This window comes from Rhizobium cerradonense (assembly GCF_030182455.1).
Classification (GTDB): Bacteria; Pseudomonadota; Alphaproteobacteria; order Rhizobiales; family Rhizobiaceae; genus Rhizobium.
The window spans coordinates 45502-65876 of sequence record NZ_JAQJCK010000001.1 but is presented as its reverse complement, the minus strand read 5'-3'; the positions used below and the strand labels follow the sequence as shown (position 1 = coordinate 65876).

Below are 20375 nucleotides of genomic sequence, written 5' to 3'. Positions count from 1 at the left end.
GGCAGAGATTCCATGACCGTCCATCCCTCCGTCCTAGAAGCGATCGGCAACACGCCACTGATCAAACTCAAGGGTGCCTCCGAGGCGACGGGCTCGACCATCCTCGGCAAGGCGGAGTTCCTGAACCCCGGCCAGTCGGTCAAGGATCGCGCCGCGCTCTACATCATCCGCGATGCCGAAAAGAAAGGCCTGCTGAAGCCCGGCGGCGTCATCGTCGAGGGGACTGCGGGCAATACCGGCATCGGCCTGACGGTGGTCGCCAAAGCGCTCGGCTACCGCACCGTCATCGTCATTCCCGAAACGCAGAGCCAGGAAAAGAAGGATGCCCTGAGGCTGCTCGGCGCCGAGCTCGTGGAAGTGCCGGCCGTCCCCTACAAAAATCCCAACAACTACGTGAAGGTTTCCGGCCGGCTTGCTGCGGAGTTGGCAAAGACCGATCCGAACGGAGCGATCTGGGCCAACCAGTTCGACAACGTCGCCAACCGTCAGGCGCATATTGAAACCACCGCCAAGGAAATCTGGGCCGATACCAACGGCAAGATCGACGGTTTTATCTGCTCCGTTGGTTCCGGAGGCACGCTGGCGGGTGTCGCCATGGGCCTGCATGCCTTCAACAAGGACATCAAGATCGGCATCGCTGATCCGGAAGGGGCGGCACTTTACGAATTCTACAAGAACGGCGAACTGAAATCCTCTGGCTCTTCGATCACCGAAGGTATCGGCCAGGGCCGCGTGACGGCAAATCTGGAAGGTTTTACGCCCGATTTCGCCTATCAGATCAGTGATGCCGAAGCCCTGCCCTATGTCTTCGATCTGGTCGAACACGAAGGTCTCTGCCTCGGCGGCTCGACGGCCATCAACATTGCCGGCGCCGTACGCCTTGCTAGGGATCTCGGCCCCGGCCATACGATCGTGACCATCCTCGCCGACTATGGCAACCGCTATCAATCCAAGCTTTTCAATCCGGATTTCCTGAATTCGAAGGGTCTGCCGCTGCCGGCATATCTGACGACGAATTCCGATATTCCTATTCCTTACGAAAACCTCGCGTGATCTTATGTCGGTGAATGCCCTTTATCGTGACGATTTCTATCTCTCGACCGCCGAGGCTGTCGTAACCGCAATTCACGAGGATGGGGGCATCGAGCTCAATCAAACCTGCTTCTACGCGACCTCCGGCGGGCAGCCGGGGGATACCGGTTTCTTCGAGCGCGCGGATGGTTCGAAAATCACGCTCGGCCAGACGAAGCATGGAGCGACGAAGGACATCATCGTCCATGTGCCGCTTGAGGCAGAAGCAAAGCCTGCCGTCGGTGAAAAACTGGTGCTGCATGTCGACTGGCCGCGCCGCTATAGGCTGATGCGCATGCACACGGCCTGTCATCTGCTCTCGGTCGTCTGCCAATATCCGATCACGGGTGCGGCGGTCGGCGAGGATGAAAGCCGCGTCGATTTCGACATGGGCGAGACGATCGACAAGGACGAGGTGACGGCGAAAATGATGGCGCTCGTCAATGAGAACCATCCCGTTTTCGTCCAGTGGATTACGGATGAGGAGCTTGCAGCCAATCCGGGTATCGTCAAATCGAAGAACGTGCGTCCGCCGATCGGACTCGGCCGCGTCAGCCTTGTCTGCATCGGCGAAAACTCCGCCATTGACAGCCAGCCCTGCGGCGGCACACATGTGTCGGAAACGCAGGAAGTCGGGGCAATCTACATCGCCAAGATCGAGAAGAAGGGCAAGGAGAACCGCCGCTTCCGCATCCGTTTCGGCACGCCCGCCGACGAAGTTTGACCCGGCGGTTCCTGGATTAAACAAGGCCCGATATAAATCAGGGAGAGATCATCATGACAGCGGAGAAGAGCCGTTTCGTCGTATCCGCCGACTGGCTGCAGAACGAATTGGGCGCCAAGGACCTGCGTATCCTCGACGCATCCTTCTACCTGCCGGCGCAGAAGCGCGATGCTGATGCCGAATATGCCAGCGGCCACATTCCCGGCGCCATCCGCTTCGATCAGGACAAGATCGCCGATCACTCCACCGACTTGCCGCATATGGTGCCTTCGCCGGAATTCTTCGCGGCCGAGGTCGGCAAGCTCGGGATCAGCGAGACCGATCGCATCGTGGTCTATGATGGTCCCGGCGTCTTCGCATCGCCGCGGGTCTGGTGGCTGTTTCATGTCGTCATGGGCGCCGCGAATGTCTTCGTGCTCGACGGCGGCCTGGATGGCTGGAAGGCCGAAGGACGGCCGCTGGAAACCGCCCTGCCCGCATTTGCACCGGCCACCTTCAAGCCGAATTTCAACGCAGCCCGTGTTGTCCCCTTCGAAGAGATGCGCGAGATCGTCGACAGCGGCTCGCTGCAGATCGCCGATGCCCGCAGTGCCGGTCGTTTCGCCGCCACCGAACCGGAGCCGCGCGAAGGCATGCGCTCCGGCCATATGCCGGGCGCAAAAAGCCTTCCGTCCGGCAGCTTCGCGGTGAACGGCAAGTTCAAGTCCCTGCCGGAACTGCGCGAAACGATCGAGAAGGCCGGCATCGATCTTGAAAAGCCTGTGGTGACCACCTGCGGCTCCGGGATCACTGCCGCCATTATCACGCTGGCGCTGGAATCGCTCGGCCATGGCGCTAATCGTCTCTATGACGGCTCCTGGTCGGAATGGGGCAGCCGGCCGGATACGCGCATCGTCACCGGTAAAGATTGAGCGGCGCAGACCCCGTGAAAACGCCATCGTCTCTCAAAGTCCATATCACCCGGTTGGAAATGACCGCGCCTCCCAAGGCGAGCCTGCCCGTGCCTGTCAATATCCAGACGGCAATCATGCGCTCGCCCGGCATTCCCCTGCCGTTTTACCGCTATCTCTATCGCCAGGTCGGTGCCCGCTGGCATTGGGTCGACCGGCTTCGCTTGCGTGACGAGGAACTGACGGCCGTCCTGCACGACCAGCGCAACGACATCAGCGTGCTCTATGTCAACGGCGCGCCGGCCGGCTTCTTCGAATATTTCCGCGAGGATGAGGAGACGATCGAGCTAAGCCATTTCGGCCTGATCGAGCACGCTCTCGGGCTCGGCATCGGCAAATGGTTCCTGTTGCAGGCGCTCTACGCCATGTGGACGCTGAGCCCGCAACGCATCACCACGACCACCAACAATCTCGACCATCCGCGGGCGCTTCAGCTCTACCAGATGTTCGGCTTCTCCCCCGTTTCAACCGGCGAAGGCATCGTCAGGCCGCTGAGCGACAAGGAACTGCTGGAGCTGGCAAAGAAAAGCTAGCCGCAGGAATCGGGTGGCTTCTCCCTCTATCGGGGCGCATCACATGACAAACCCTAAAAAGGAGATTTGCCATGTCTGCGATTGCTTTTGCCGCCATGCCCACGTCCGATGCCGAAGCTCTCTGGAACGGCGGCGTGGACGCCTATAGTCACCGGCCGGAGACAATGATCTCGGATGGTCCCGGCCATCCCTGTCGCCACTGCCTGCAAAATATCGATGCGGGCGAAGAGCTCTATGTCTTCGCCTATCGGCCGTTTCCGGATCTGCAGCCCTACGCCGAGACCGGGCCGGTTTTCCTGCATAAGGTGCCTTGCCGGCGTTACGAAGCCGAGGAAGTCCTGCCGCCCGTGCTGACCACCAGTCCGGATTTCATCGTGCGCGGCTATGGCGAAAACAACCGCATCGTCTACGGCACCGGTGCCGTGACACCGATCGGCGACATCGAGGCCTATGCTGGCGAACTCCTGAGCCGCGAAGGCATCGCCTATGTGCATGTCCGCTCGGCGCGCAATAATTGCTATCAGTGCCGGATCAATAAAAAAGAAGCGCCGGCATACGGTGACGCCGGCGCTTCCGTCTGACGTGAGCGCGATGGGATTTACGCCACGTTCAAGACGCTTTCCGGGGCGAAGGCCTCGTAGCCGAGCGCTTCGGCGACGGGTCTGTTGGCGACACGGCCCTTGTGGATGTTGAGGCCGTTGCGCAGGTGCTTGTCCTCGGCAATGGCGCGCAGGCCGCGATCTGCGAGCGCGAGGCCGTGATAGATGGTGGCATTGTTCAACGCTTGCGCCGAGGTGACCGGAACCGCCCCCGGCATATTGGCGACGCAATAGTGCACGATTCCGTCGACCTCATAGGTCGGTTCGGAATGGGTGGTTGCATGGGAGGTTTCGAAGCAACCGCCCTGGTCGATGGCGACATCGACGATAACGGCGCCCTTCTTCATGCCGGACAGCATTTCGCGGGTGACAAGCTTCGGCGCCGCCGCGCCGGGGATCAATACGGCGCCAATCACGAGATCGGCGGCGAAGACCTCTTCCTCCAGCGCCTGGATGCTGGAATAGCGCGTGTGAACACGGCCGTTGAAGATATCGTCCAACTGGCGCAGACGCGGCAGCGAACGATCGAGAATGCTGACATCGGCACCGAGGCCGGCCGCCATCTTGGCCGCATGCAGGCCGACGACGCCGCCGCCGATGATGGCAACCTTGGCCGGCAGAACGCCGGGCACACCGCCAAGCAGGATGCCAAGACCACCATTGGCCTTCTGCAGCGCGGTGGCGCCCGCCTGGATCGACAGACGGCCGGCAACTTCCGACATCGGCGCGAGCAGCGGCAGACCGCCACGCTCATCAGTGACGGTTTCATAAGCGATGGCGGTGACGCCGGAGGCGATCAAGCCCTTGGTCTGCTCCGGATCGGGCGCGAGATGCAGATAGGTATAGAGAAGCTGGCCATCGCGCAGTTGCGACCATTCGGAAGGCTGCGGCTCCTTCACCTTCACGATCATGTCGCACTTTTCGAAAATATCCTTCGCGGTGGCGGCGATCTTGGCGCCGGCGGCGATATAGGCGTGGTCATCGGCCCCGATACCTGCGCCCGCCTTGGTCTCGACCCAGACCTCATGACCATGGGCCACATATTCGCGAACGGATGCAGGCGTCAGACCGACGCGATATTCATGATTCTTGATCTCTTTCGGACAACCTACGCGCATTTGCTCCTCCTGAATGCTTTTCCGGTTTGCAACTGTTCCGGTACGGATGAGACCACTTTCGCCCTGAAATGTCCTTGCAAAGACAATTTGCCGAACAAGCATTTTTCGTGGATTATTGCGTTTAAGCCAATTTTTTCGAAAGATCTTCGAATGCCGGATATAGACACCATCGATCGTGCGATTTTGGGAGTACTGCAACAGAACGCCAGGATCACCAATGCCGAGCTTGCGGAAAAGGTCGGCCTGTCGCCTTCAGCCTGCTCGCGCCGGCTCGACATTCTGGAGAAAAATGGCGTTATCGGCGGTTATCATGCCCGGCTGTCGCACAAGGCGCTGGACTACAAGATGATCGCCATCGTCCATATCTCGCTCTCCGGCCAGTTCGCCAAGACGCTGTCGGAGTTCGAAACGGCGGTGAAACGCTGCCCGAACGTGCTCGTCTGCTACCTTATGTCCGGCGAATACGACTATATCCTGCGCGTCGCGGCGCGCGATCTCGAAGATTACGAACGCATCCACCGCGACTGGCTCTCCGCTTTGCCGCATGTGGTGAAGATCAATTCCAGCTTCGCGCTGCGCGAGATTATCGACCGGCCGAATGTCGGGCTCTGAGCTGCGGCTGGTCGAGCTATCGCATACCCAGAAGCAAGGCGCGGTGATCGGAGACTTCCGGCTCGGCGACGGGGTCGAATTCGATCACCTCCACCGCGGACGTCACCAGCATATAGTCGGCGAAACGCGGCTCCTTGCGGTAATAGGAAGTCCGTGTATCGCGATGACCGCGCGAGGTGACGAGGTCGGAAAGCCCCAATGCTCCGAGGGAATCGAAGGTTACGCTCCCCGGCAGGACATTGAAGTCGCCGCAGACGACCAGCCTCTCATTGCCCTTGTGAACATGCCGGATGAGCTCCACCAACGCGTCCGCCTGATGACGGCGAGCCGGTGTGTCGCCCTTGCCATCGATATCGCGCAGGCCATGCATATGGGCGATGGTGACGGGGAAACCGCCCTCGTAATCGAAGATGCGGATGCAATGGGCGTTGCGCGACCGCGGGTGCGGACCCCAGCCGTCGGCCGAAAATTCCCCATGTACGAAGCCCGACGCCTGGCCGATGACCGGATAGGACTTACGGACAAAGGTTGCTAGGCCGAATTCGGAGGCTATCCGCCGATCACCGTCAAAGACATCGCCTCGCGCTGTCGGACAGAAGAAGGCGTCGTGCATGGGCAGGGCAGCGGCGATCTCCTCAAAAAGATTGGCTCGTTGCGGAAGTTCGACGCCGTGGTCGCGATAGACCAGCCATTCGGAGGGTGCATCCTTGGTGCGCGTGACCTCCTGCAGGCACAGAACATCCGCGTCGACATCGACTAGGTACTGCATGAGCGGTTCATGCAATAGGCCACCCCACACATTCAGCGAAACGATGCGCAACGCCATTTCTTCTTTCTCCAAAACTCCCGCTCGACCTCCATAAGAAAGTCCGGAGTTGAAACATTAAAAGCAACAGGTCCCGATTCGGAACGGATCCTGTCAATTTTACCGATCGTCCTAAGCACCTTTCAACGCCTACCTGCTATCCGGAATTGTCAGACACAGGCATCGAGGTCAGTTATGCAGCCGATTTCAAAACCGCTTACTGAAAACAATCTGAAAATCAAAGCGAGGCGTTCGCCGCGCAAGTATGCCCGTCTGATGGGTCGGGTCCGATATTTCGCCAAGGCGGTTACCGGCCGTGTGGTCAATATTTCCACCGGCGGCATCGCGCTCGACCTGCAATCGCCGATCCATGCCGCCGCCGGCAGCAAGGTCCGGGTCGAATGCGACGACATCGGCGTATTGGATGGCATCGTGCGCTGGACCCATAGCGGCCGGATCGGTATCGAGTTCGACCCCTCCTCCAATGCGTCGGCGCAGGTTGCTTCCTATTTCCGCTTTTTCCACAAGGACATACAGCCGGTTCTGAAACGCTGACGGCTTCTTCGCTCCTTGGCGCCGAAGCCACAATAAGTCTGTCATATTACTAGTGCACACCTTCAAAAATCGTCTTAATCTCCCTCGCCCCGAAAGGTGATCGAGGGATCATGGATTCATTGTTGAAGGAGTGTTTCATGTCTTCCATTCTGGAATTGCCCAGCATGTCGCGCCGTTCTTTGCTGCAGGGCCTCAGCGCCACCGCCGCGCTGATCGTGCTGCATCCATTTGCCGCCCGCGCCGCCGGCAATCAGGCGCATCTGCGTCTCATGGAAACGACGGACATTCACGTCAACGTCTTCCCCTACGACTATTACGCCGACAAGCCGAACGACACGATGGGTCTGTCGCGCACGGCAACGATCATCGACAACATCCGTGCCGAGGCCACCAATTCGCTGCTGATCGACAATGGTGACGTGCTTCAGGGCAATCCGATGGGCGACTACATGGCCTATCAGCACGGCATGAAGGACGGCGACGTCCATCCCGTCATCAAGGCAATGAACACGCTCGGCTATGAGGTCGGCACGCTCGGAAATCACGAGTTCAACTATGGCCTCGACTTCATGTTCAAGGTTCTGGGCGGAGCGAATTTCCCCTTCGTCTGCGCCAATCTGACCAAGGGCCAGCTTGCCTCCGACCCGAAGAAGGACGACCTGTTCTTCAAGCCCTATCTGATCCTCGACAAGAAGATCAAAGATGGCGCCGGCAATGAGAACACGATCAAGATCGGCTTCATCGGCTTCGTGCCGCCGCAGATCATGCTCTGGGACATCAAGAACCTTGAAGGCAAGGCACAGACGCGCGACATCGTCGAGGCTGCCAAGGCCTGGGTACCCGTCATGAAGGAAGAAGGCGCCGACATCATCATCGCCCTCTCGCATTCCGGCATCGACGGCAGCGGCCCGAGCGACAAGATGGAAAACGCCTCGCTCTACGTTGCGGCAGTTGACGGCATCGATGCCGTCTTCACCGGCCACCAGCATCTCGTCTTCCCTGGCCCGAAGACCTGGGACGGTATCAAGGGCGCCGATCCGGTGAAGGGCACGCTGCACGGCAAGCCCGCCGTCATGGCCGGTTTCTGGGGCTCGCATCTCGGTCTGATCGACCTGCTGCTCGAAAAGGACGGCAAGAGCTGGAAGATCGTCGACTTCACCTCCGAAGCACGGCCGATCTATCACCGCGACGACAAGAAGAAGGTCATCGCCGATGTCGCCGACAAGAAGGAAGTGGTGGAAGCGGCAAAGGCCGAGCATGAGGCGACGCTGACCTATGTCCGCACGCCCGTCGGCAAGACCTCTGCGCCGCTCTATTCGTATTTTGCTCTCGTTGCCGACGATCCGTCGGTGCAGATCGTGAGCCAGGCGCAGGTCTGGTACATCAAGAACATGCTGAAGGAGACGCAGTATAAGGATCTGCCTGTGCTTTCGGCGGCTGCGCCCTTCAAATGCGGCGGCCGCAACGGCGCCGACTATTATACCGACGTTCCCGCCGGCAATATCGCCATCAAAAACGTCGCCGACCTCTACCTCTATCCAAATACGGTGCAGGCGGTCGTCATCAACGGCGCGCAGGTCAAGAACTGGCTGGAAATGTCCGCAGCGATGTTCAATCAGGTCCAACCGGGCGCCAAGGATGCGGATCTGATCAACAATAGTTTCCCGTCCTATAACTTCGACGTCATCGACGGTGTCACCTACCAGATCGACCTCTCGCAGCCGCGCCGCTTCGGCGATGACGGCAAGGTCTTGAATGCCGACGCAAATCGCATCCGGAACCTGCAGTTCGACGGAAAACCGATCGATCCGGCTCAGAAATTCCTGGTCGTCAGCAACAACTACCGCGCCGGCGGTGGTGGCAACTTCCCGGAAATCGCTTCGGATAAGGTCGTCTATCAGGCTCCGGATACTAACCGCGACGTTATCGTCCGCTATGTCCATGACCAGGGCACGATCAATCCGACCGCTGACGGCAACTGGACCTTCAAGCCGCTGCCGGGCACGACCGTTCTGTTCCAGAGCTCACCGAAGGCTAAGGATTTCCTCGCTGATGTGAAGAGCGTGAAGATCGAGGACGCCGGCGAAGGTGTCGACGGCTTCCGCAATTACCGGCTGGTACTCTGATTCCGTTGACCCTCCCCCCGCGCGGGGGAGGGTTTTCACTCCGCCGCCAACGGCTTCTCGTTCGGATGAAACATTTCGACGGCCGCCTTGAAATCCGCCTGGTTCGGGCATCGCGAAAGGCGCGAGCTGAAGGCTTCGATCATCCAGGCAGCGGCGGGACCGGGAGGACTGGCAAGCTTGTGGACGGCGTAGATCGGATATTCGCTCTGGTCGTACGCATCGAGGGCCAGAGGCACCAACCGTCCCTTCTGTAGGTCTTCCATGATGAGCGAAGCCGGCAGCCCGCCCCAGCCGAGGCCGCCGCGCATCAATTGATGCTTGGTCGCGATATCGCTGACATGCCAGATCTTGTAGGAGAGGACGTTGAAATCTTTGCCACTCGTGAGACCGGAGGCATCGGTAACGACCAATTGCACCTCCTCCCGCACATCGGCAAGCGTCAACGGCCTCCCAATCTGAGCGAGTGGATGATGGGGCGACGCGACCGGAAGCATGAAGGAGTGCCCGATACGCTCGACGACCAGCGAATCATCCTTCTTGAACACCGCGCCACCAATACCGATCGTAGACTTACCGCTGGCGACGAGTTCCATCATCGTGCCGAGTTCGCCGGTGTCGAGCCGAAGCGAGACGAGCGGGAAGCGCTCGCGAAACTCGCTCAACACGTCGACGGTGGCATGTATCGGCACCATGACGCTGATGGCCACCGCCACTTCCGATTCAAGTCCCGCCTTCAAACCTTTGACGCGCGCACGCATCACTTCGAGATCGCCGAGAATACGACGCGCATCTTCCAGCATAGCTTTGCCCGCGTCCGTCAATGTTGGCTGACGGGAGCCGGAACGCTCGAATAGCGGTACCTCGAGCTGGGCCTCGAGATTGGCAATCGTGTAGCTGATGACCGATTGCGCACGGTTTAAGGTTCGCGATGCGGCGGAAAAGCTGCCGGATTCGGCAACGGTGAGAAAGACCTGCAACTGGTCGAGGGTCGGATTGGGAAGCATGGGCCATCCATTCTATCGATAATTCCAATCCATATTATCACAGTTTTTTCGATGGCACTGCAGACTTATTTCTTTTCTCGAACGATGGCTGGCCTCCCTGCCTGGCTCTCGCAACTCATTGAAAAGGAACACGACCATGTCCTCTATTCTGCTTTTGACGTCCAGCCCGCGCAGCGACTCGCTTTCCACCAAGATCGCCAGCGAGCTTGCCGACAAGATCAAGGCCCAGAACCCGGGCAAGACGATCGTCCATCGCAATCTGGCCGCTGCGCCGCTGCCGCATATCGATGAACTCTTCACCGCCGCCATCCGCACCCCGGTCGAGGCTCGCACGCCCGAGCAGGCCGAAGCCGTCAAGGTTTCCGACCAACTCGTGGACGAGCTGCTTGCTGCCGACACCGTCGTCATCGGCACCGGTCTCATCAACTTCAACATCTATTCGTCGCTGAAGGCCTGGATCGACAACATCGCCCGCGCCGGCCGCACCTTCACCTACACGGAAACCGGCCCCAAGGGTCTGGTGACCGGCAAGAAGGCTTATATTGTGCTCGCTTCCGGCGGCGTCTATTCCGAAGGTCCGGCTGCCCCGCTCAATCATGCCGTTCCCTATCTGAAGTCGGTTCTCGGCTTCATCGGCATCACCGAAGTCGAGACCGTCTATGTCGAAGGCCTTGCCTTCGGTCCGGAAGCCGCTGAAAAGGCGATCGGCGCTGCCCAAGCCCGCGCAACCGAACTGGCACTTGCCGCCTAAGCTTTCAAAACAATCGCAATTCCCTGCGAGCGGCCGGTCCCCCACCGGCCGCATTTTTTATTTCCGGCCGTCTGTCGCCAGTTCCTTCAAGAAGCTCTTCGCAGCCTCCAGAATTTCACGGGAGAGCTCTTCGTCGTTTGCGATGCGCGCAAGGCCGACCGCGCCGCTCATCAAGCATGAGGCGACAATGGCATTGCGCCGCATCTCCGTGGCATCCTGGTGCGGCAGGCGCGCGGCCATCGTTTCGAAGTTTTTCCGTATCCCTTCCGTTGCAATGGTTCGCACGGCATCGCCGCTGCGCGCGATATCGGCCGTCAACGCTGCATAGGCACAGCCTTCGCCGCGGTGGTCGCGATGTAGCGTGCTGAGATAATCGTCGGCATAGTCCTCCAGAGAAATATCCGCCGGATCGATCCCCTTCCCCTCCAATTGCCGCCGCCACGATTCCACCGCCACCTGGACGGCTTCAGCGACGAGTTCGTCACGGGAGGCGAAATGCTTGTAGAATCCGCCGACCGTCAGGCCGGCTTCCTTCATCAGATCGGCAACGCCAATACCCTCCAGCCCCTCCTCCCGCAGGCGCTTGGCGGCAAGTGTCACGATGCGCTCATGCGTCTTCTGCTTCTCCAACTGAGAATGACCCATCGAAAAATCTCCTCGATCTACCTTGACGAATGTAGATTATGATCATAATCCTTATAGAGAACGATCATAATCCAGATCGTGATCAAAGCCAATAGGAGCTACGAACATGCGTCTCAAGAACAAGGTTGCCATCATCACAGGTGGGAACAGCGGCATCGGGCTGGCCACCGCCCGCCTCTTCCTCGCCGAAGGCGCCAAGGTCGCCATCACCGGCCGCAATCCACAGACCCTTGCCGCCGCCGTTGAAGAGCTTGGCGGCGATGTGCTGGCACTGCAGGTCGATGTCACCGACGTTGCAGCCACCGAGAAAGCTTTCGCCGACGCGGCTCAGAAGCTCGGCAATTTCGACATCGTCTTCGCCAATGCGGGGATTGCCGGCGAAACCGCCGTTGGAAGGACCACGCTTGAGCAGTTCGAGACGGTGGTGCGCACCAACTTCACCGCCGTCTTCTTTACGGTGCAGGCTGCGTTGCCGCATCTGAACGACGGCGCCTCGGTGATCCTGAACGGTTCCGTGCACGCTGTTCTCGGCATCCCCGGCTACTCCGCCTATGCCGGCACCAAGGGTGCCGTCCGCGCCATGACCCGCAACCTGGCATCCGAACTCGCCCCGCGCGGCATCCGCGTCAACCAGGTCACGCCCGGCGCCACCAAGACGCCGATCTGGAACACACGGGCGATGACGGAAGATGCCAAGGATGCCCTCGAAGCCCGTTTCGGTAGCCTGAGCCCGCTTGGCCGCATGAGCGAAGCCGACGAGATCGCCAACGCTGCCCTCTATTTCGCATCGGACGATTCCCGGAACGTCACGGCGATCGAAATCACCGTCGACGGCGGCGCGACCAGCGCTCCCTCGGGTGCCAAGCTTTTCCGCACGGCGTAAACGGATCGGAGAAAGCAAGGCCTATATTCGGCCACTGGTAATTGCTGTCGCAGAAAATCGGTCGCGGAACTCAAAGTTATGCGACCGACTTTTTTGACAAAAGCCCTTCCGTGCTTCGAGCGTGCGACAGGCACTTCCTCCAACTGAGCCTCGCCCAAGCCTTTGGAACCCCCAACCGGGCGGACTTCAATTTTTATTCGAAGACGGCGCCGTTTTGCTTGAAGTCGCTTTGCCTTTCGGGAGGGAGCGCGGGTTCTCCAAAAGGCGCAAAAGCACATTCGGTCTTCTTGCCCGCTGGACAAGATCGATATCACTCACAAGCTTTGCGCCGCCCTCGCGCCGCTCCAACGTGATCTTGCGGCTATGGAAGACTTCCAGCTCGGCGCGGTGCGCCACGCTGATGATGGTGACCTTCGGCAATTCCTTGATCACCGTCTCCATCATCTTGTCCTGACTCTTCTCATCGAGTGCTGACGTTGCTTCATCCAGCACGATGATATCGGGATTGTGCAGCAGGAGACGCGCAAAGGCGAGCCGCTGCTTTTCGCCGCCCGACAACGTCTGGTCCCATGGCGCTTCTTCCTCGATCTTCTCGTTCAGATAATCGAGTCCCACCTTGTCGAGGGCCGCCTTGATCTCATCCAGCGTCCAGCTATCGGCGGCGCTGGGATAGGCAACGGCGCGGCGAAGTGTCCCGGAAGGGATGTAAGGCCGCTGCGGCAACATGAACAGCCGCCTGTCGGCGTGGAAATCGACGCTGCCGTCACCCCACGGCCAGAGACCTGCGATGGCCCGCACCAGCGTGCTCTTGCCTGAGCCGGATTCTCCGGCCACCAGCACCCGCTCGCCCGGTTCGATCACGACCTGTGTTTCCTTGACCACGGCGGTGCCGTCGTCAAGCGACACGGAGAGATCGTTCAGGCTGACCATCGCATCGCCCTCAGTTTCGCCGTGCTTGATGCGTCCCAAAGCGTCGCTCTGCTCCGCGCGCTCGAGCCCGTCAAGCGACACCATCAGCGAAGCGACGCGCCGTGCGCAGGCGTTCCAATCGGCGAGACGGGGGTAGTTGTCGACCAGCCATCCGAACGCGCTCTGAACAATGGCGAAGGCAGAGGCAGCCTGCATGACCTGCCCAAGGGTCATGCTGCCTTCAAGAAACTTTGGAGCGCAAAGCAAAATCGGCACGACGGGCGCAAACAGGCTCGACCCCTGCGACACAAGCGTCGTACGCATGTGCTGGCGGGCAAGGAGCGCCCATTGCCCGAGCACATTGGCGAAGGTCTTGTCGAGGTCGCTACGCTCCTCCTCCTCACCGCCGAGTAATGCGATGCTCTCGCCGTTTTCCCGCACATGTGTCAGCGTGTAGCGAAATTCGGCTTCCGCCTGATTTTTGACCTCGGAAACGTGGACGAAATGGCGGCCGATGATCGCCATAGAGCTGGACGTGATCGCGGCGTAGAGGACCGCGGTGACGACGAGAAAGCCGGGAATAGTGACCGTCGTAGCGGCGATCGTCAGGGTCAGGGCACCGCCGATCGTCCAAAGCACCACAATGAAGGTCGAGGCCGACAGAAATGCGGAAATGACGCCGGCAATGAAATCGACGGGGGATTCGGTAGCAATCCGCAAGTCCTCCGAAATGCGCGCTTCGGGGTTCTTGTGGTCGCCGCCGATGAGGTTCAGCTGATAGTAGCGGCCGTTTGCGAGCCAGCGCGCGATGACTGCGGTCGTCAGCCAGGAACGCCAGCGGCGCTGAATCGCCATCCGAAGGAAGACTTGCGTAACGACGAGGGTCATGCTTCCCAACGCGAGTGGCAGGAATACGGCGCTCAAAAAATAGACGGTGCTGGCATTGCGTTGCTCTATGGCGTCGAAAATTGCGCGATTCCAGATATTAATTCCATACTGGAAGCCGACATTCATGCCGATCAGGGCCAATAGCACGATCGTGCACGGCCAAGAGAGCCGGTCGCCGCCGCGACCCCAGTAGCCACGCGCGCTGATCCAGAAGCGCCTCAGCAAATACCGCTTGCGCGCCTGCTCGGCCTCCTCAGGCGTGAGCTCTGGATCTGGTTCGATCACATCTGGCGGCGGCGCGACCTCGACGGTCGATCCCTCCCCTTGGCGCGACTTCTCGGCACCGTGCGGTTGAGTGCCGTCGACCGATTTCGGATTGATTTTAGCGTCGGTCATAGCGCAACAACGGCTTAAAAATCGAAAGGTTTCATGGTGCCGGTGTCGAAGACGAATGGCGGTCGCGGGGGGGCTTGTCGAGAAAATCAGTCCGTCGCCACTCGAACGCTTGAGAATGCCGTCAGTCGAATGGAAAAACCGCCCGCAGTGTCTGTGCTGCAAGCGGTTCGACATCAATATCTGCTTTAGTTCCGCATTTCCGATAGGCTAGGCCATCCGGCCTATGTCGTTCGAGCCAGTTCCTGAACTCAGACCTGACGAACCTTTTCGCCGTCGCCGAACAGAGAGGGGCCGTTTTGGTCGATGATCTGCTGCGCCTTGCGGAAGGTCGATTCAAGCGCATCGTCCGACGAGGTGAAAACATCGGCGCGGATGAAATTGCGCACCAGCACCTCGCCGTTCACTTCCTTCTCAATCCGGCCCATCAGGCGGAACTGATTGCCTTCGCGCTGCGGCGTCGCATAGATCGTGCAGCCGTTGTGCTCCTGCGGCTCCGCGGTGACGGAGGGACCGCCGGTCTTTTCGGCGTTCGTCGTCGAAGCGCCGCCGGTGAAGATCGAGAAAATATTCGACAAGATCGAAGCCATGAATCGCCTTTAGCATGAAGGACGTGGGGTGGCAAAGTTAAATAATCAGGTTCGCCAGAATGTCGTTCTCGGTGATGTCCTGATAGCCCATGCCGGCACGCTCGAAATTCTCGACCAGTTGCTTGAAATTGTCGGGATGCTTGGTCTCGATGCCGATCAGGATGGAGCCGAAATTGCGGGCGCTCTTCTTCAGATATTCGAAGCGGGCGATATCGTCGTCCGGACCGAGCAAATTGAGGAAATCGCGCAGCGCGCCGGGGCGCTGAGCCAGCCGCAAGATGAAGTATTTCTTCAGCCCGGCATGGCGCATGGCGCGCTCCTTGACATCGGGCAGGCGCTCGAAATCGAAATTGCCGCCGGAGACGACCGCAACGATCGTCTTGCCGCGGATGCTCTCACGGTCCATTTGCTCAAGCGCGGTGATCGCCAGCGCGCCAGCCGGCTCCAGCACGACGCCTTCGACATTCAGCATATCGGTGATCGTCACGCAGATGGCATTTTCCGCAATCAGCATGACCTGCTCCGGCGCAAAACTTCTCAGGGCCGCGAAATTGAGATCACCGATGCGACCGACCGCTGCGCCGTCGACGAAATTGTCGACCTTCGCCAGCGTCACCACCTGCCCCGCCTCCATGCTGCGCCTGAGGCTCGGTGCTCCCGCCGGCTCGGCAAAGACGAATGCGTCCTTGGCGAGGCGATCGGCAAAAAAGCCGGTGATACCAGCCGCCAATCCACCGCCGCCGACGGGCAGCACGATGCGGTCGGGCAAGACGCCCTCCGGCAATTGCTCGGCGATTTCGGCACCAACCGTCGCCTGCCCCTCGATGATATCGGCATGATCGAACGGCGGCACCATGACGCCGTCAATTTGCTGCACATGCTCGCGCGCCGCCTGGTAGCACTGGTCGAAGAAATCGCCGAACAGCTTGATGGTGATGAATTCACCGCCGAACATACGGGTCTTGTCGATCTTCTGCTGCGGCGTCGTCACCGGCATGTAGACCACGCCCGGCACTCCGAAATGGCGGCAAACGAAGGCAAAACCCTGCGCATGATTGCCGGCCGAAGCGCAGACGAATGTCTTGCCGGTACCACCTTCGGCAATCACCTTACGGAAGAAATTGAAGGCGCCGCGGATCTTGTAGGAGCGCACCGGCGTCAGATCCTCGCGCTTTAGCCAGATCTCCGCACCGTAGCGAGCGGAAAGATGCTCGTTCAGTTGCAGCGGCGTTGCGGAAAAAAGGCCACGCATGGCCTCGGTGGCGTCGAGAACATCCTGCTTGTCCACGGTCTTGGTCCGTTCCTGTTCAATCCACCTTCGCTATGACACAGGAAAGATGAGTAAAGAAAGCCTCTTTGTTGCCCTTTCCGACCTGCCCAAGCGACATTGCGACACCACAAATCGACGGCTACGACCATCCAACGCGCAACTGCTACATTTCGCGCCACCGTGTTACATCCGGTCGCAACGCAAAATCTTCGAATTGACAGGAAGCAAAGGCCCGCCTCCAATGCAAGCCAGCCATCATGATGATGGTCAGAGGCCCGCTCCAATCCGGTTTCCCCGGTGCCGGCGGGCTTCGCTTGTGGGACCAGCCTTCGTTCGCACAAATCGACATGCGCTCATGGGCCTTCTCAGAGGGCGCCGAGCCGAGTCAGGGCCATGCGAACCTAGAGATATGGAAGGTTGGGTGGCTCTTTCCTTCGGCTTGCGTCATGCACTTCAAGCTCAGCGTCTTGATCAAAGAGTATTTTTGCAAGCAGTTTGGTGATTGCGTCTGCATCACCGCCAGATTTAAGTAGTTCATCCCGAAGCTTATTCGCCTTTCGGATGTTGTCTAGCTTTGCTGAAATCTCAGTTTGTCTGGCTTTACCGGCTTCTGCGGCGCGCTTTGCGAATTCCGGCCGGAAATACAACGTGCGATCAAGCACTTTCCTTGCAACATCTACTGGGATGCTCTTAAGGAAAGCCCAAAAACCGTAAGGATTGGAGTACGTTATCTGATCAATGACGACTGAAGTCCCGATATCGTCCATATATGAAATTTGAAGGTTATGGCTCGCCTCGCAGGCGTAATAAAAAAGCTCTAACGCCAGAATATTCAGCTCAATATCTTGAGGGAGCAACGCCCCCGCCGCTGATTTCTTAGTATCCATGCTAATGTGTACAACGGCCATCACTTTCCCCGCAGAGGTAGTTTAGGTGTATTCTTTAGCAACTTACCCCCGCCCGGTCAAAAATCCTCTGTGGTTGGAAAAGAAGGTTTGCCTTCTTCTCCAACCTTGGATCTACCGAATACTGATCCACGTCTGGGACTGCTGAGGTCCGGTGAATACTCCGCGAACCTCACGTTGTTCCTCATCAGTCTTTTCGGTCCTCCCAAGCCAAAACAGGTCGTGTCAGTCCGTTGAAAACATTCCCTTGACTGAATCGCTCAAGTGCTTGAAGGGGAAGAGCACGCGGACGTGGCGAAATTGGTAGACGCAAGGGACTTAAAATCCCTCGGCCTTAGGCTATACGGGTTCGACCCCCGTCGTCCGCACCAAAGGCCAAATTCCAATAGGCCCCGACGAAAAAAGGCGCAGCTCTCGCCGCGCCTCGTTTCCATGCAATGTCGAAAATCAAATCAGGCGACGAGTTTGGCCGCGATCTTGGCGACGTGGGCGCCCTGGTACTTTGCGGCTTCCAGTTCGATTTCCGAAGGCTGGCGGGAGCCGTCGCCATTGGTGATCGTGGAAGCGCCGTAGGGCGAGCCGCCCTTGACTTCTTCCGTGCCCATCTGGCCCTGAAAAGCATAGGGAAGGCCGACGACGGCCATGCCGTGGTGCAGCAGGGTCGGGATGAAGCCGAGGATGGTGGATTCCTGGCCGCCGTGCTGGGTCGCCGAAGAGGTGAACACCGAGCCGACCTTTCCGACGAGCTTGCCGCCGAACCACAGGCTGCCGGTCTGGTCCCAGAAATTGCGCATTTGCGACGTCACCGTGCCGAAGCGGGTGCCGGAGCCGACGATGATGGCGTCGTAGTTGGCCAGTTCTTCCGGCGATGCGATGGGAGCTTCCTGATTGAGCTTGAAGTAGGAAGCCCTGGCCACCTCTTCCGGCACCAGTTCCGGTACGCGCTTGACGGTTACGTCGGCGCCGGCGGACTTTGCGCCTTCGGCGACGGCATAGGCCATCTTCTCGATGTGACCATAGGAGGAATAATAGAGAACCAGAACCTTAGCCATGAACGTCTCCTAGTTGTTGGACGCGTTGATTTTCGGGCTGATTTCTATCAGCGCTAAAACGAAGGCGCAGCCCCAGCAACTGGAACGCACTGTTCACCCGATGAAGACGAAATTTCACTTGCGGTTGCTTTTTCGACCGTCGCCAAGCAAACGAAAACGTCAGTTTGCATTCGCCGCAAACGGCGCTACCTATTTCAAACGTTTTTTCGAACGCGTTACTGCGCAATTCCACGGATATTTCCATGACCAATGAAACCATTGTCACCGCCGCCATGCTGGCTATCGGCGACGAACTGCTCTCGGGCCGGACGAAAGACAAGAATATCGGCCATCTCGCCGATGTCATGCTGCTGTCCGGCATCGATCTGAAGGAAGTCCGTATTGTCGCCGACGACGAAGACGCCATCGTCTCCGCACTGAACGCGTTGCGCGGGCAATATGATTACGTCTTCACCTCCGGCGGGATCGGCCCGACGCATGACGACATCACCGCCGATGCCATTGCAAAGGCTTTCGGCGTGGCCTGCGAACATGAGGCCGAAGCGATGCGGCTGATGGCGGAGATGTATGCGCGGCGCGAGATGGAATTCACCGAGGCCCGCCAGCGGATGGCGCGCATGCCGGTCGGCTCCAAACATATTGCCAATCCGGTTTCGACCGCGCCGGGCTTCAACATCGGCAATGTCTACGTCATGGCCGGCGTGCCGCAGGTCTTTCAGGCGATGCTCGACAACGTCGTCCCGACGCTGCGCACCGGCACCCGCATGCTTTCGACGGCGATTTCTTGCCCTTACGGCGAAGGCGAGATCGGCACGCCGCTCGGCGCCATCCAGAAAGCTCATCCTGATACCAGCATCGGATCCTACCCGCGCTATGTCGGCCAATCCTTCTCGACTGAGATCGTCGTGCGGGGCCGCTCGGCCGAATTGGTTGAAACTGTCGCGGCCGAGGTGCGCGCCATGATCGAAATGATCAGACAGGCAAAAGCAAAGGAAAATCAGTCTGCTGAGGCATGACATTCAGCAAATGCTTTTAACCCGTTGGGGAACCGCGGTCATATCAGCGCATTATTATCGGACGGAACACTGATATAATGGAGCGATAAGGACCTTTCCTCATGGGAGATCACGTCATGCCCTATAAAACCATCCTGGTCATACTCGATACCCCCGACAATACGCGGGTGGCGGTCGATTTCGCCGCCGCGTTCGCTCAGGAGCATGGCGCGCATATCGTGGGTCTGCATGCGGAAATCGTCTCGGCCGTGCCGCTGGTGGCGCCGATGGAGATCCCCGATCCGGTCGCCGTGCAGGCTCTGCAGGACATGGCGCACAGCCAAGCCGTGGAGATCGAGCGGCTGTTCCGCGCGAAAATGGAGCGCGAAGGACTTGCCTATGAATGGCGCAACTTTGCAAGCACCGTCGGCTATGGTTCGGAGCCGCTGATGGAAAGTGCGCGTAGCGCCGATCTGCTGATCGCCGTGCAGCCCGATCCGGCCAAATCTTCGGACTCGCATGTCGATGTCGAAAGCTTCCTGTTCGAAAGCGGCCGTCCCGTGCTGCTCATTCCCTACATCTTTACCGAGCCGAAGCCGATCCATCGCGTGCTGATTGCCTGGAACGGATCGAAGGAAGCCGCCCGTGCGACCTTCGACGCCCTGCCGTTCCTGCGGACTGCCGATTCCGTCGAGGTTTTTTCCGTCGACACCTCTGACAGCTCGACGCATTCGCCGAAGGAGACCGGCGTGGAGATTACGGCCACGCTTGTCCGCCATGGCATTCGCGCCAGATTGGAAACAGCGACTTGCGGCGGCAAGACGCCATCGCAGGTCATCGAAAATCGCCTCGCCGACGATAGCATCGATCTGCTCGTCATGGGTGCCTATACACATTCCTGGCTCTGGCAGTTGATTTTCGGCGGCACGACGCGGACGCTGCTGCAATCGATGACGGCGATGACGCTGCTTGCGCGCTGATGCCCATAAGCCTGCCG

21 protein-coding genes and 1 tRNA gene are annotated in these 20375 nt (G+C 59.2%); 13 read left to right on the top strand and 9 right to left on the bottom strand.

The window, feature by feature from the left end:
- The first annotated feature begins 12 nt into the window (after nt 1-12).
- The 5 genes from PH547_RS00390 to PH547_RS00370 all read left to right on the top strand — a co-directional run bounded on the left by PH547_RS00390 (nt 13) and on the right by PH547_RS00370 (nt 3859).
- Entirely contained in the window at nt 13-1053 is a 1041-nt protein-coding gene (locus PH547_RS00390; RefSeq protein WP_104822905.1) for a cysteine synthase A, read from the top strand.
- Between the two features lie 4 nt (nt 1054-1057).
- The gene (locus PH547_RS00385; RefSeq protein WP_104822904.1) at nt 1058-1795 is read left to right on the top strand and encodes an alanyl-tRNA editing protein; all 738 of its coding nucleotides are present in this window, start codon (nt 1058-1060) and stop codon (nt 1793-1795) included.
- Between the two features lie 53 nt (nt 1796-1848).
- Complete coding sequence (sseA, locus tag PH547_RS00380) at nt 1849-2706, top strand: 3-mercaptopyruvate sulfurtransferase (RefSeq protein WP_104822903.1); 858 nt, start codon at nt 1849-1851, stop codon at nt 2704-2706.
- Between the two features lie 59 nt (nt 2707-2765).
- Nucleotides 2766-3278, top strand: coding sequence for a GNAT family N-acetyltransferase (locus PH547_RS00375; protein WP_104825077.1), 513 nt, complete (start codon nt 2766-2768; stop codon nt 3276-3278).
- Nucleotides 3279-3349: 71 nt separating this feature from the next.
- Entirely contained in the window at nt 3350-3859 is a 510-nt protein-coding gene (locus PH547_RS00370) for a DUF1203 domain-containing protein (protein WP_104822902.1), read from the top strand.
- A gap of 17 nt (nt 3860-3876) precedes the next feature.
- Here PH547_RS00370 and ald read toward each other — a convergent pair whose 3' ends face one another.
- On the bottom strand, nt 3877-4995 hold the full coding sequence (gene ald, locus PH547_RS00365) for an alanine dehydrogenase (protein WP_285167096.1): 1119 nt from the start codon (nt 4993-4995) through the stop codon (nt 3877-3879).
- A gap of 150 nt (nt 4996-5145) precedes the next feature.
- Between ald and PH547_RS00360 the strand changes: the two genes are divergently transcribed.
- The gene (locus tag PH547_RS00360; RefSeq protein WP_104822900.1) at nt 5146-5607 is read left to right on the top strand and encodes an Lrp/AsnC family transcriptional regulator; all 462 of its coding nucleotides are present in this window, start codon (nt 5146-5148) and stop codon (nt 5605-5607) included.
- 16 nt (nt 5608-5623) lie between these two features.
- Here PH547_RS00360 and PH547_RS00355 read toward each other — a convergent pair whose 3' ends face one another.
- Nucleotides 5624-6433, bottom strand: coding sequence for an endonuclease/exonuclease/phosphatase family protein (locus tag PH547_RS00355; RefSeq protein ID WP_199773542.1), 810 nt, complete (start codon nt 6431-6433; stop codon nt 5624-5626).
- Nucleotides 6434-6607: 174 nt separating this feature from the next.
- Here PH547_RS00355 and PH547_RS00350 point away from each other — a divergent pair, with 174 nt between their 5' ends.
- Nucleotides 6608-6967, top strand: a complete 360-nt coding sequence (locus PH547_RS00350) for a PilZ domain-containing protein (RefSeq protein ID WP_104822899.1) — start codon at nt 6608-6610, stop codon at nt 6965-6967.
- 137 nt (nt 6968-7104) lie between these two features.
- Nucleotides 7105-9093, top strand: coding sequence for a bifunctional 2',3'-cyclic-nucleotide 2'-phosphodiesterase/3'-nucleotidase (locus PH547_RS00345; protein ID WP_285167095.1), 1989 nt, complete (start codon nt 7105-7107; stop codon nt 9091-9093).
- 35 nt (nt 9094-9128) lie between these two features.
- Here PH547_RS00345 and PH547_RS00340 read toward each other — a convergent pair whose 3' ends face one another.
- Nucleotides 9129-10097 carry a LysR family transcriptional regulator gene (locus PH547_RS00340; RefSeq protein ID WP_283050140.1) on the bottom strand — a complete coding sequence of 323 codons (969 nt, stop codon included), beginning with the start codon at nt 10095-10097 and terminating at the stop codon, nt 9129-9131.
- Between the two features lie 136 nt (nt 10098-10233).
- On the opposite strand from PH547_RS00340, the gene PH547_RS00335 reads away from it, so the two are divergent.
- Nucleotides 10234-10848: an FMN-dependent NADH-azoreductase gene (locus tag PH547_RS00335; protein ID WP_104822896.1), complete on the top strand. Its 615-nt coding sequence runs from the start codon at nt 10234-10236 to the stop codon at nt 10846-10848.
- 57 nt (nt 10849-10905) lie between these two features.
- Here the strand turns inward: PH547_RS00335 and PH547_RS00330 are convergent, their stop codons facing one another.
- Nucleotides 10906-11493 (bottom strand): TetR/AcrR family transcriptional regulator, encoded by a 588-nt coding sequence (locus PH547_RS00330; RefSeq protein WP_104822895.1) that lies wholly within the window; start codon nt 11491-11493, stop codon nt 10906-10908.
- A gap of 106 nt (nt 11494-11599) precedes the next feature.
- On the opposite strand from PH547_RS00330, the gene PH547_RS00325 reads away from it, so the two are divergent.
- On the top strand, nt 11600-12376 hold the full coding sequence (locus PH547_RS00325; RefSeq protein ID WP_104822894.1) for an SDR family NAD(P)-dependent oxidoreductase: 777 nt from the start codon (nt 11600-11602) through the stop codon (nt 12374-12376).
- A gap of 186 nt (nt 12377-12562) precedes the next feature.
- On the opposite strand, the gene PH547_RS00320 is transcribed toward PH547_RS00325, so the two are convergent.
- The 4 genes from PH547_RS00320 to PH547_RS00305 form a co-directional block, all read right to left on the bottom strand.
- Nucleotides 12563-14569, bottom strand: coding sequence for an ABC transporter ATP-binding protein/permease (locus PH547_RS00320; RefSeq protein ID WP_104822893.1), 2007 nt, complete (start codon nt 14567-14569; stop codon nt 12563-12565).
- Between the two features lie 248 nt (nt 14570-14817).
- Nucleotides 14818-15156 (bottom strand): HlyU family transcriptional regulator, encoded by a 339-nt coding sequence (locus PH547_RS00315; protein WP_285167092.1) that lies wholly within the window; start codon nt 15154-15156, stop codon nt 14818-14820.
- A gap of 37 nt (nt 15157-15193) precedes the next feature.
- Nucleotides 15194-16444, bottom strand: coding sequence for a threonine ammonia-lyase (ilvA, locus tag PH547_RS00310; RefSeq protein ID WP_104822890.1), 1251 nt, complete (start codon nt 16442-16444; stop codon nt 15194-15196).
- A gap of 383 nt (nt 16445-16827) precedes the next feature.
- Nucleotides 16828-17334 carry a hypothetical protein gene (locus PH547_RS00305; protein ID WP_285167091.1) on the bottom strand — a complete coding sequence of 169 codons (507 nt, stop codon included), beginning with the start codon at nt 17332-17334 and terminating at the stop codon, nt 16828-16830.
- Nucleotides 17335-17616: 282 nt separating this feature from the next.
- Here PH547_RS00305 and PH547_RS00300 point away from each other — a divergent pair.
- Nucleotides 17617-17702 (top strand) — tRNA-Leu (locus tag PH547_RS00300).
- Nucleotides 17703-17783: 81 nt separating this feature from the next.
- Here PH547_RS00300 and wrbA read toward each other — a convergent pair.
- Nucleotides 17784-18383: an NAD(P)H:quinone oxidoreductase type IV gene (gene wrbA, locus PH547_RS00295; protein ID WP_285167090.1), complete on the bottom strand. Its 600-nt coding sequence runs from the start codon at nt 18381-18383 to the stop codon at nt 17784-17786.
- 242 nt (nt 18384-18625) lie between these two features.
- On the opposite strand from wrbA, the gene PH547_RS00290 reads away from it, so the two are divergent.
- The gene (locus tag PH547_RS00290) at nt 18626-19399 is read left to right on the top strand and encodes a competence/damage-inducible protein A (protein WP_260303849.1); all 774 of its coding nucleotides are present in this window, start codon (nt 18626-18628) and stop codon (nt 19397-19399) included.
- A 116-nt stretch (nt 19400-19515) separates the two neighbouring features.
- The gene (locus PH547_RS00285; protein ID WP_104822884.1) at nt 19516-20358 is read left to right on the top strand and encodes a universal stress protein; all 843 of its coding nucleotides are present in this window, start codon (nt 19516-19518) and stop codon (nt 20356-20358) included.
- Nucleotides 20359-20375 lie beyond the last annotated feature (17 nt).